We start from the raw sequence: 11,877 nt of genomic DNA on the forward strand, positions 1-11,877 counted from the left end.
CATCGAAACGACGGATAAACAATCGAGCGACGGATAGATCAGCCGAAGTGACGGAAAAGGCAATCGAAGCGTCGGAAAGAGTCATCGAAAGGACGGATGAACAATCAAGTGACGGATAGATCAGTCGAAGCGACGGAAAAGGCAATCGAAACGACGGAAAGAAACGTCAAAGTGACGGAAAGAGCCATCGAAACGACGGATAAAACTTTCAAGGCGACGGAAAGAACCATCAAAGTCCTTGATAGAACGTCATATAGTTAGGTCCTGGAACGTTGGATGAAGCTACTACATTGTGCTTCACCCAAACAATTGATGTAGAATCTTCCGGGACCTTTAAACTTTAAATTCACTGACAAGATTTCGCAGACTATCTGCTTGTTGAGCAAGCTCTGTGGCAGCGGCATTAATTTCCTGCATGGATGCAGATCCTTGAGTTGCCGCAGCAGCAGAAGTGACTGTGTTGGTAGCTGATTGTTCAGCATAGGCATTCACATGGACAAAATCATTCGCTACAGCATTGCTATAATCAAGTGTTAATGCAATCTTCTCCACCATAGTCGCGATAATTGTCGTCGTTTCTTTCGTATGCGTTAAAATATTGGCTAAAGACTGGTTTGTTTCATTCGTTACTTCAACGCCACGAATAACAGACGATACACCCTCGTGGTTTTGAGAGATGATGGATGTTACTTCGTCTTGAATGGACGTTACAATAGATGTTACTTCTTTTGCGGCATTTTGCGATTGCACTGCTAGCTTTCGAACTTCATCAGCGACAACGGCAAAGCCTCGTCCGTGCTCACCAGCGCGTGCGGCCTCAATCGCAGCATTTAAGGCAAGTAAATTTGTTTGCTCTGAAATAGCAGTAATCGTGCCGATAATAGATGTTATGTCTGCGGATTTTCGACCGAGTGCTTCGACAATGGTAGTCGTGGAGGCCATCGTTTCTTCTATAGATTGTATGACTAACGAAGATTGTTGAACGGAGTGACTGCCTTCATCAGCCGCTTGCTCCATAGCCAATGATGCACGCTGAACAGCATTTGCTTGCTCATTTAACTGGTGTACAGAATGCTCAAGATCACTCATTTTTTGTTGCGCGCTAGTCATACTGGAAATCGTATTCTCGCTATCACTCGCGATATCTGCTGTAGCATCTGCAATATTCTGTATTGTACGGGCATTTTCATCGGCTAATGACATTAGCTCCTGGCTACTGCTTGAAACGTGGTCCGCCAGATTACTGACACGTTTAATCAAATTAGATATTGAATCAATCAGCGTATTGGTTGAAGCGGCAATAGTTGAGAATTCATCATGATTACGAACTTGAACACGTCTGGTCAAATCGCCACCAGCCTGTGCAATATCGAGAATGGAATGGTTAATAGCCTGTGTATTGTTTCTTAATGATTTAAATAACATATAACCAAAAATAATAATTGCAATAAATCCAAGTAGTGAAATGAAGAAGAAAGAAGTAATCGATAGTGTAACTTGCTTGTTAAGTTTATCTAATTTTGCTTTATTAGCATCATCCATAACCAAATTAATGGACTCAATATTTTTATCAATATACACCTTCATTGTTTCTCCAGTACCGCCCATCACGAGTTTGCGAGCTTGTTCGAGACCAAGTTCATCACGCATTGTCATGACCTTTTTAGAGTATTCAAGGTAATTTTTATAATATTGATCGATCGCCTGTATATGACTTAATTCTAGTTCTCTTTTTGTAAACTGCTCTTCTAAGGCTTTTATTTTTTTATCGATGGAATCAATTTTCATATTATATGAAGTAGCAAAGCTCCCATTCCCGGTAATTAAATAGGCTTGTTCTAAATTAGTGAGCCTCGCAATTTCGTACGCAAGTTGGTTGACAGTTAATTGTTCCTGGACGTTTTTATCAGTAAAATCTTTCATTTGTCTTTGCAGATTCTGTATATTGATATACGATAATAAACCCATTGTGCCATTAATAACAATAATGAGAGAAAATATAATAAGCACTTTACCTCGAATTAAATGGTAAAAACGTTGTCGTTTTTCTTTAGTAGGAGGGAGATTATGCCTATCGTCTTGTACAACATTTGCTTTCTTTTTCGAAAAGCTAGTTTTAAAGAGAGACGGGCGTTTTTGTACGGAGTTCCTGGATTTATGAGAGTTTTTCATCGCCATCACCTTCCTATTTTTGAATAGTTGATTTAAATTTTACCTTATTTTCCTAGGTATTTCTATCGTTTTTTCTAATAATTTTCATTTTTCAGACAAAAGTGCATATTATTTTTCTGTGACGAAAGTCTAAGGAATTCGTGAAAATGGTTCTATTAATATAAGTAGGAGAAAATGCTTAATAGATATTTTTGTGACGAAGAAGGTATTTTTTGATAAACTAGCGGAAAGCAGAAGAGTAAAGAGGGGATTTCAAGAATGAAAAAGAGCTTTTATTTGTATGTACTAACGTTCAGAGGTGGGGATTGGTCAGACTCAAAGGTGCGATTTGCGGAGGAAATGTTCCATGAACATAATTTTCCGAAGCAGAGCACAGACTTTGATGAGCTTTCTTCTTATGTTGAATCATATGCCACAGACAACTTAAAAATAGAAGTATTTGATGAGTTGTGGGCATTATATTTAGATCAAGCATGATATAAGTTGAAACAATTTAAATTTATTTCAAGTTGCTAGACGTCTAGCATTGCGAAAATATGAGAAACACAGTATTATTTATAGTGAAAACTGACAGAAAAGAGGGATTGCAGTATGAGTATTCATATTAATGCAAAAAAAGGCGAAATCGCTGACACAATTTTACTTCCAGGAGATCCATTACGTGCAAAGTATATTGCTGAAACGTTTTTAGAAGATGTTACTTGCTATAACGAAGTTCGTAATATGTTTGGTTATACAGGTACGTACAAAGGTAAACGTATTTCTGTACAAGGTACTGGTATGGGCGTGCCTTCAATCTCGATTTACGCTACAGAATTAATGCAAGAATATGATGTTCAAAAATTAATCCGCGTAGGTACTTGTGGTGCAATTCAAAAAGATGTAAAAGTTCGTGACGTAATTTTAGCACAAGCAGCAACATCTGATACACGCATGAACCAAATCATTTGGGGTGGCGCTATCGACTTCGCACCGATCTCAGACTTTGATTTACTATTAAAAGCATACAATGCAGGTAAAGAAGCTGGTTTAAACTTACAAGTGGGTAATATCTTTACAGCAGATATGTTCTATTCTGATGAGAATCAAAACGAAAAATTAGCTCAATACGGCGTACTTGCTGTAGAAATGGAATCAGCAGCACTTTACACATTAGCTGCAAAACACGGCCGTAAAGCACTTTCTATCCTAACAGTAAGTGACCACATTCTAACTGGTGAAGTAACAACATCAGAAGAACGTCAAACTACGTTCAACGATATGATCGTTGTAGCTTTAGAAGCAGCAATTCAAGAGTAAGGGTATCAAAGGTTTTAAAAATATGGCGAGAGACCAAAAGAGACCAAAGTGATTTTCATAGGTCATCGAAAAGGTCACTCGCCTTTTCTTTTTGCACACTATCAATGTGTGAGTGATATGAGAAATAATCATAAACACAAGTCCTAGCCTTATTAAATTAAGACCCCGTTTGTTGTATAACAATTTCTACTTTATTCATCCCAATCATGTGATTTGCAAGCTGTTTTTATCATTTCTTTAGTGAGCAAATACTGAAATAAACATTTCTAGTTTAATCCTTTCTTGACTTTGGTTTTAACGGAGCATTTCGCATGATAGGATATGATAATAATAATGCTCCAACACTACATAAGCCTATTAAAGTAATCAACGTCATTCCCGAAGCATCTAATTCTAATCCTAAAAACCATTCCATACTATCGCTTAAATAACTACCATAATATAAAACCATGAAAATAACTGACAACAACATGAGTATAATGATGCTTTTTTGCATCCCTAAACGAAAATTAATACTATATAGTAGAAAAGGCACCCCGAATAAAAAGAGTCCAAACATAAGATCAATCCATAAATAAGCAAAGAAATGATATCCATCTATTAAAAATAATCCAGGATGTAAAATGTTCGCTCCGATTTCCCAGTGAAGATATAAAGTTTTTAAAATATATTGCAATACATTTAGAAATATAATGCTTATAACAACTGCTAAAATACCTACACCATAATAGACTTTGAGCAATTGTACCCTCGTACTTCCCATCCCAATCGCAACAGGATACATTGATCTATATCCATTTACGCCAAATAATGCAATAAAGAAATAAGCGGGACCTGAAATTGAGGCAACTACATCATCCCCAAGTCCAAATATATATCCAATAAGGACCCACAACACCGTCAACGGAATAGTAATGTAGAGAAACATTAATTTACCTAAATAAAATAAGGCCTCCTCAGAGACTAAACGAAATGTTCCATATAAAGAATTCATCCTTATTCGGCCTCCTCAGTCTTATTTAACAAATAATCTTGTAATTTTACTTTTTCGATTGATAGTCCATGTAAAGATGCAATTTCTTTCCATTTTTCGTTAAAAGGCACATCAACCATCACTTTTAACCTAGATCCTAATCCACTTGCTTCTAAAATATATTGTCCATCTGTCACTTCTTCTATTTTATTTTTGTCACCTACTAACCAGATTCCACACTCTCTAATTTCATCTATTGGTTCATGTATGAATACTTCTTTATCATTAATAACAAGAATTGAATCACATATCTGTTGGATTTCTTCAATATGATGGGTAGACACTAAAAACAATCTTGGATGCTGCTCCTGACTTTCTCGTATAATTTTATACATTTTCTTCCGCATATTTGCGTCTAATCCATTACTAGGTTCATCCAGAATCGTGATTTTCGCATTGCTAGAAATTCCAATGATAAACTGTAAAGCAGATTTCATTCCTTTTGATAACTTTGATATTTTCTTCTTTTCATCTAACCTAAAGATCTTTAAGAGTCTATTAGCCATATCCATATCCCAATTGGAATAATAATACTGTCCAAATCGAAAAGAATCCTTTACATTCCAGATGGAACTAAATGGATGATCCTCTTGCATATAACATACAGCTTGAACAACCTCTGCACGATTATAGGGAGCCGTTCCCATGATCTCAACAATTCCTTTGTTTGGCTTGTCATGGCCAGCAAGAAGTTTCATCAGTGTAGTTTTTCCAGCTCCATTTCGCCCCCAAACTGCGGTAATACCATTTTCCTTTTCTTTGAAAGAAATATCTTTAAGTATTGGTTCCTCACCGTATCCATAGGTAACATTTTCAACTCGAATCATTTTTTCTCCTCCTCTTTTATTAATTTCACTACTGTCTCAACACTCATTCCCAATCGCTTTGCTTCTTCTAGCAGTGGCAATATATATTCATTTCGATACTGTTTTTTCCTTCCGTCTAACAATTTTGTTTTAGCTCCTTCCATAACAAACATCCCAATTCCACGTTTTTTATAAATGATTTCTTCATCAACCAAAGTCTGTAGTCCTTTTCTCACAGTTGCCCTGTTGATGTTATAAAAATTTGATAGTTCATTTTCAGATGGAACTTTTTCGCCTTCTTTTAAGTGTCCTTCAACTATGTCGTTTATTACGATTTGTGCAATTTGTTGAAAGATGGGTAGTGATTCATCTAATATTGGCTTCAACAAGAACACTCCTTTCTTTGCCTCAGTTTTGCTCATGTTGATTGTATGGTTGTATACTTGTGTAACCAACTGTACAATGACTGCTTAATTTTGTAAATAGGTTTTTGTTCAATACATGGTTTCTTTAAGAATTTCTTCTGAAAAATATGATATGTCGATTACGCAAAAAACACTGATCCATTCAATAATTTGTACGAAGTCAGTGTTTTTCTTTCTAGTGCCTTACTTGAATAGCTTAAGAGTATTGCAATCGACAATGTAGGGAACAAGTTTTGTAGTAATGAAGCGATTTTAAATGAGTTTGGAAAATGAATAAAAAAAATAGTAGCATTTGCTACTATTTTAAAATATCAATTCTTAATTTCTCAAATAGAATAAACAAAATGATTGCCATTGAATATAAAAAAAGGACTAATAATACTCTTTGCTTTTTTGATAAACGAATTTTTTTCATTAGATATACATCCTTTAAGTATTTTAGAGAGTTCTTTTGAAAAGAATATTTAGCCTAACAAAACGCTCCTGCATAAAATGTAATACAAGCAAAAAAAAGTACTGGTACTTCTACTAAAGACGCACAATATAAAATACAAGTAAGACATATTCTAGGTTAGATTCCAGTCTCATTCATATTTTTAATTTGTTAAATGAATGGATTCCATTGCTTTCAGAAACCTACAAAGTCAAGACAGTTTATGGAAAGATTTTTTTACAAACTTGATATGCGATGATACTATATATTAGGTGACGATTTCAAGAAGAGAGAATTCTTTCCTAGAACTACTGGATATTCTCTTTAGACATTTCGTTAATTAAAAAACGATAGAAGGTATAGTAAATACAGTGACAAATCTAATGTATGTATTTTGTTTAATAGTATGGGGGCTTAATTTTATTGCAGTGAAAATTCAAGGAACGCCAGTAAGCTTAGAATTATCCTTGACTTATCGGCTAGTTATTACTGCGTTTTTATTCATTGCCCTAGTATTGTTTCTTAAGCCAAAAGGGATACCTACAAGAAAAGATATACCCTTTATCATTGTGTTTGGTGTATGTAACTTTGCTTTAAGTTATTTATGCCTATATTACGCAACAATATTAAGCTCAGCAGCAATTGTAACATTAATCTTTTCATTAAAAGTGATATTGACTCCGCTAGCTCTTCGTATTTTTTTAAAAGAGCAACTACATCCCCGTGTATTATTTGGAGGACTTCTAGGGGTGTTTGGTGTTTGTGTTCTCATTTATCCTTCTTTAAGTAGTTTTTCTAGCTTAGCTGATGTAAAAGGCATTTTGATTGCTCTTTTAGGTACAGCACTTACAGCAATTGGTGATGTAAGTTCTGCAAGGAATGCCAGAGTCAAGATTGACCCTATCTATTCTAATGCTATTGGTTTTGCTGTAGGAAGTATTTTGATGTCAATAATTGTATTGTTTCAGGGACAAAAGATCATCATTCCTACATCAATTACATATATCTCTGCTTTATTGTACTTAACATTGATAGCATCTTTCCTAGCATGGCTATTTTATTTAAAGCTTGTTGAAAGAATAGGTGCTGCAAAAAGCGGATACATGGTCGCTTTATTTCCGGTTATTGGAGGTATAGCCTCTGTTCTAATTGGTGAATCAACTCTTTCAATATATTTGATAATAGGATGTCTATCTAGCTGTATAGGTGCAGCTATAGCTTTAGGATTTAGAATTCCCCGTAAAATTAAACAAACGTGAATCAAGTCATTGGAGACAATGTAAACGATATAAAGAAATATGATTACAGTAAACCGCTCAGAAATGGGTGGTTTTTTTGTATTTGTTATTTCATAATCTGTGGAAAACAAAGCTAAACGGTGAACGTCCAGTTCCATTCCGTTCGCTCCATATGCCATGCGTAAATAGTTTAAATGCGACAGTCGAAAATAAACACAACACAGACATTTTTTTATTTAAATCCGGAGAGAATATGAAATTTAAAAAATTGGAAATACTTGACTGTAATGAGATATTATGAATCTAAAGGACAAACGAAAGATTTAGGGGGATTATTTTTTGAAAAAGACATTTAGTTTGCTATTTACAGTTCTTATATGCTGTAGTTTATTGTTTATGTGTAAAAGTGAAGTTAAAGCAACTTTTGTAGGTGTGATTGAAGAGGTGATAAACGATCGGGCAGCTTTTGTTTATGTAACTGAAGCTGAAAATGATGCGGTTTACGGAATTATTTATGTAAATCTAGCGAAGAATCCTGACGAAACATTTAAGGTTGGTGATAAAGTAAAAGTCGGTTATGATGGAACAGTCCAATATACAGCACCAATGTGGGTTACTACACTTACAGTTGAATTAGTTGAGTAATATAATAGTACTATGTAACGTTACTGATTCCGGACGCAATTATGCCGCGGCATAATTGATTTTCTGTTAAATAGTTCTTGAATTTGTATTCTAATTCCTTTATATTAAAAGAGACTGAAAGGTATCTTTTTGGAGGTTTATATGAAAAAAGGTGAATTAACAAGGCGCAATATTATTCGAAAATCTGCTACGATTTTTAACAAAAAAGGTTACATGACAACAACAATGAGTGACATTATTCAGGAAACAAATATTCAAAAGGGGGGGATATATCGACACTTTAAGGATAAAGAGCAGCTGATGGTCGAGTCTTTTCATTTTTCTACCGAAATAATGCAACATCATTTAAAGACGAGTGTTTCACAACACGAAAATGCAACGGACAAATTAATCGCATTTGTGGAGGCCTTTTTACAATTAAGTGAAGGAAAACCGATCGTAGGTGGGTGTCCTATTTTTAACGCAGCTATAGAAATGGATGATTTAGAAGAGAGTGCGTTACTGCCATCGATTAATGAAGCAATGGATATGATGATAAAGTGGATGATGAAAATTATAGAGGATGGAATGAAGCATCAGGAGTTGAAGCAGTCAGTACAGCCATACGACACTGCGATATATATTGTGTCAACACTTGAAGGTGGACTCGTATTAGATCGATTAAAGAATGATGGGCAATTAACAAAGATCATAAGAAATAATTTGAGGCAATATATTTCAATGATTGCTACCGAGCGGCCATAAAGCCGTCTTTTTTACAATCAAAAAGAGACTGAATGGTATCTTTTTTTGGAGGGGATTATTATGAAATATTTATTATTCGTTGCTTTCATCGCAATTATTTTATTTCTAAGGAGATATATCATTTTTCATATTTTTACACCGAAAATGAAAGAGGATAAAAAATACCCGAATGCAACTTATGAAAACATTGAAATAGAACTGGGTCCTGGGACAATTCGAGGGTGGCTTATTAAAAGCGAGAAGGCAAGAGGTTGCTTTCTGCTGATTCACGGTTGGAGCTCTAATAAATCAGACATGTTACGTTATGTGGATCCCTTATTAGCTTGCAATTATGACGTAATAATTGTGGATGTTCTTGGTCATGGGCAAAGTGATTCAATACAAAAACAAGTGAGTATTGCATCGTTTGTCCAAAGTATAACATCAACTATTGATTATGTATGGGAGAGGCCAGATATTAATAGTAATGCAATATATGTTTTAGGGCATTCAATGGGGGGGATCGCTGCAAGTATTGTGAATTCTACAGATTTGAGGTTACAAGCACTTATTACCGATTCAATGCCTACATCATTAAAAAGTATTAGCAAATCAATGGCTGAAAAAGTAACAATACCTTACATTCCTTTTGGCTGGCTATTTGTCAGTTGGTTTTTATTACGTGGAGGTGTTTTTATAAAAGCTAGGAGAGAATGGTGTCTAGAAAAAATATTAAAAAACCAACAGTCCCCAGCTCTTGCCATACATTCAATTGAGGATAAAAAAGTGCCGATTTCAAATGTGGATGTTTTAATAAATAATAGCAACTTTAAACAGGTAATTAAAGTTGTAACAAAAGGTCACCATAATTGTGTAAAAGATAAATTTTTTTGGGATAACGTTTTTCATTTTATAGCAAACAATGAGGGGGAAGTAATAGATGAAGTATATTGATACACTTGTGATTGGTGCAGGTCCAGGAGGATATGTGGCGGCTATTCGTGCTACTCAAATGAAGCAAAACGTAACAATTGTAGAGAGAGAGTATTTAGGAGGCGTTTGCTCAAATGTTGGTTGTATCCCATCAAAAGTGCTGATTTCAGTAGGTCACCGTTTTGAACAAGCAAAGCATTCAAATGATATGGGTGTTGTTGCACAAGAAGTAAGACTTGACTGGACAAAAGTGCAAGAATTCAAAAAAGGCGTAGTTTCTAAATTAGTAGGCGGTGTTGAAGGTCTATTAAAAGGCAACAAAATCGACATTGTGAAAGGTGAAGCATACTTCATAGACGCAAACACTGTACGTGTAATCGATGGCGACAACGCACAAACTTACACATTCAAAAATGCTATCCTTGCAACAGGTTCTCGACCGGTTGAAATTCCAACATTCAAATTCACTAAACGCGTAATCAACTCGACTGATGCACTTTCTTTACCAGAAGTACCGGAAAAATTAGTTGTCATTGGTGGGGGTTACATCGGTACTGAGTTAGGTTCTGCTTACGCTAACTTAGGCTCTCAAGTAACAATCATTGAAGGCAGCAAAGACATTTTAGCTGGATTTGAAAAGCAAATGACACAAGTTGTGAAAAAAGGCTTAAAGAAAAAAGGCGTAGAGGTTGTTGTTGGCGCATCAGCTAAAGGTGTGGAAGAAAATGAAAACGGCGTAGTTGTAACGTATGAAGCTGGCGGAGAAGAAAAAACAGTTGAAGCTAACTATGTATTAGTAACTGTAGGCCGTCTTCCAAATACAGATGAAATGGGTCTTGAAGCAGTAGGCATCGAATTCGCAGAACGAGGTTTACTAAAAGTAGACAAACAATGCCGTACTTCAGTACCAAACATTTATGCAATTGGTGATATCGTAACTGGTCCACAGCTTGCTCATAAAGCATCTTATGAAGGTAAAGTAGCTGCAGAAGTAATCGCTGGTGAAAAATCAATCGTAGATTACTTAGCAATCCCAGCTGTATGTTTCACTGATCCAGAACTTGCAACTGTTGGTTACAATGAAGAGCAAGCAAAAGCAGAAGGAATCGAGGTGAAAGTAGCGAAATTCCCATTCATAACAAACGGTCGTGCGCTTGCATTAAACCAAACAGAAGGTTTCGTGAAGCTTGTTGCGCGTAAAGAAGATGGCATATTAATCGGTGCTCAAATTGTGGGTGCTGGTGCATCTGATATGATTGCTGAATTAAGTCTTGCGATCGAAGCGGGTATGACTGCAGAAGATTTAGCATTAACAATCCATGCTCACCCAACTTTAGGTGAGATTACAATGGATGCTGCTGAGGTAATTATGGGGAGGCCAATTCATATTGTGAAAGCATAGTAGATATATTTCGAATACCGATATGATGAAACTATCTTATAGGTTTTTTATTTACTATAATTCATCGAATAAAGCACCTGATTGAGCCTTTTGTTCGTGGGTAGGTGTTTACTTGATAACAGGTAAACGGTGTTGAAACACGATATCATTCTAGTATTTGCTCTTTTGTTCTTCAATTATTGACTTTTCAGTGGGATACAAAGCCATGTGAAAGTGTATATGAGCGTCCCTATAAATATGTGATAGCATAACAAAAGGACTTGTGTGTATTCATACACACAAGTCCTAGAATATTAGATATAACAAAATTCATTTATTGTTTCGTTGGATTAAATGTCTATCATTCGCACACTATTAATTCATTTTTGCAAAAGCTACAAGTGTTCCTTTGTCACAAGATTGGAAACCATTCTTTTCATAAAAATGACGTACATCAGGGGCTTCTTCTGTTAAAAGAACCTTTTGACGAACATCTTTATATTTTTCTAAAATATGATTCATCATATCAGTCGCGATGCCTCGATTTTGATGGCTATTCAATACTAAAATATCCTGTATATAAAGGATTGTAAGACCATCACCCACAACTCTTGTTAAACCAATTAATTGGTCATTTTCCCATGCAGATAATACATAGATAGAGTTTAACAATGCTTGCTGTAACTGGTCTAAATTTTTTGTATATGCATACCATTCTACATCCTCATATAGTGCTTTTAAATCGTTCTTATCAATATACTTTTCTTCTTTAAATACAATTGTCATTTT

General features: G+C 35.3%; 12 protein-coding genes. 7 read left to right on the forward strand and 5 right to left on the reverse strand.

Features of this window, described 5'->3' with window-relative positions; genetic code table 11:
* Window positions 1-333: 333 nt before the first annotated feature.
* Window positions 334-2,172, reverse strand: coding sequence for a methyl-accepting chemotaxis protein (locus ABH968_RS06795; RefSeq protein ID WP_370043256.1), 1,839 nt, complete (start codon window positions 2,170-2,172; stop codon window positions 334-336).
* Between the two features lie 258 nt (window positions 2,173-2,430).
* Between ABH968_RS06795 and ABH968_RS06800 the strand changes: the two genes are divergently transcribed.
* Both ABH968_RS06800 and deoD read left to right on the forward strand, forming a co-directional pair.
* The gene (locus tag ABH968_RS06800; protein WP_370043257.1) at window positions 2,431-2,649 is read left to right on the forward strand and encodes a YozE family protein; all 219 of its coding nucleotides are present in this window, start codon (window positions 2,431-2,433) and stop codon (window positions 2,647-2,649) included.
* A 114-nt stretch (window positions 2,650-2,763) separates the two neighbouring features.
* Window positions 2,764-3,471, forward strand: a complete 708-nt coding sequence (deoD, locus tag ABH968_RS06805) for a purine-nucleoside phosphorylase (RefSeq protein WP_053485916.1) — start codon at window positions 2,764-2,766, stop codon at window positions 3,469-3,471.
* A 271-nt stretch (window positions 3,472-3,742) separates the two neighbouring features.
* On the opposite strand, the gene ABH968_RS06810 is transcribed toward deoD, so the two are convergent.
* The 3 genes from ABH968_RS06810 to ABH968_RS06820 are packed head-to-tail and all read right to left on the reverse strand — an operon-like array spanning window position 3,743 to window position 5,696.
* On the reverse strand, window positions 3,743-4,465 hold the full coding sequence (locus tag ABH968_RS06810; RefSeq protein WP_370043258.1) for a hypothetical protein: 723 nt from the start codon (window positions 4,463-4,465) through the stop codon (window positions 3,743-3,745).
* 2 nt (window positions 4,466-4,467) lie between these two features.
* The gene (locus ABH968_RS06815; protein ID WP_370043259.1) at window positions 4,468-5,331 is read right to left on the reverse strand and encodes an ATP-binding cassette domain-containing protein; all 864 of its coding nucleotides are present in this window, start codon (window positions 5,329-5,331) and stop codon (window positions 4,468-4,470) included.
* Entirely contained in the window at window positions 5,328-5,696 is a 369-nt protein-coding gene (locus ABH968_RS06820; RefSeq protein WP_370043260.1) for a GntR family transcriptional regulator, read from the reverse strand. The genes ABH968_RS06815 and ABH968_RS06820 overlap by 4 nt, the downstream gene beginning before the upstream one ends.
* Window positions 5,697-6,539: 843 nt before the next feature.
* On the opposite strand from ABH968_RS06820, the gene ABH968_RS06825 reads away from it, so the two are divergent.
* The 5 genes from ABH968_RS06825 (at window position 6,540) to lpdA (ending at window position 11,109) form a co-directional block, all read left to right on the forward strand.
* The gene (locus ABH968_RS06825) at window positions 6,540-7,427 is read left to right on the forward strand and encodes a DMT family transporter (RefSeq protein ID WP_370043261.1); all 888 of its coding nucleotides are present in this window, start codon (window positions 6,540-6,542) and stop codon (window positions 7,425-7,427) included.
* A 318-nt stretch (window positions 7,428-7,745) separates the two neighbouring features.
* Window positions 7,746-8,051 (forward strand): hypothetical protein, encoded by a 306-nt coding sequence (locus ABH968_RS06830; protein ID WP_370043262.1) that lies wholly within the window; start codon window positions 7,746-7,748, stop codon window positions 8,049-8,051.
* 141 nt (window positions 8,052-8,192) lie between these two features.
* Complete coding sequence (locus tag ABH968_RS06835) at window positions 8,193-8,795, forward strand: TetR/AcrR family transcriptional regulator (protein WP_370043263.1); 603 nt, start codon at window positions 8,193-8,195, stop codon at window positions 8,793-8,795.
* Window positions 8,796-8,855: 60 nt separating this feature from the next.
* A complete protein-coding gene (locus ABH968_RS06840; protein ID WP_370043264.1) occupies window positions 8,856-9,728 on the forward strand; it encodes an alpha/beta hydrolase in 873 nt (290 codons plus the stop codon).
* Window positions 9,715-11,109, forward strand: coding sequence for a dihydrolipoyl dehydrogenase (lpdA, locus tag ABH968_RS06845; RefSeq protein ID WP_370043265.1), 1,395 nt, complete (start codon window positions 9,715-9,717; stop codon window positions 11,107-11,109). Before ABH968_RS06840 ends, lpdA begins: the two co-directional genes overlap by 14 nt.
* A gap of 354 nt (window positions 11,110-11,463) precedes the next feature.
* Here lpdA and ABH968_RS06850 read toward each other — a convergent pair whose 3' ends face one another.
* The gene (locus ABH968_RS06850) at window positions 11,464-11,874 is read right to left on the reverse strand and encodes a GNAT family N-acetyltransferase (protein ID WP_370043266.1); all 411 of its coding nucleotides are present in this window, start codon (window positions 11,872-11,874) and stop codon (window positions 11,464-11,466) included.
* Window positions 11,875-11,877 lie beyond the last annotated feature (3 nt).

It is taken from the genome of Lysinibacillus sp. RC79, from assembly GCF_041262405.1.
Taxonomy (GTDB): domain Bacteria; phylum Bacillota; class Bacilli; order Bacillales_A; family Planococcaceae; genus Lysinibacillus.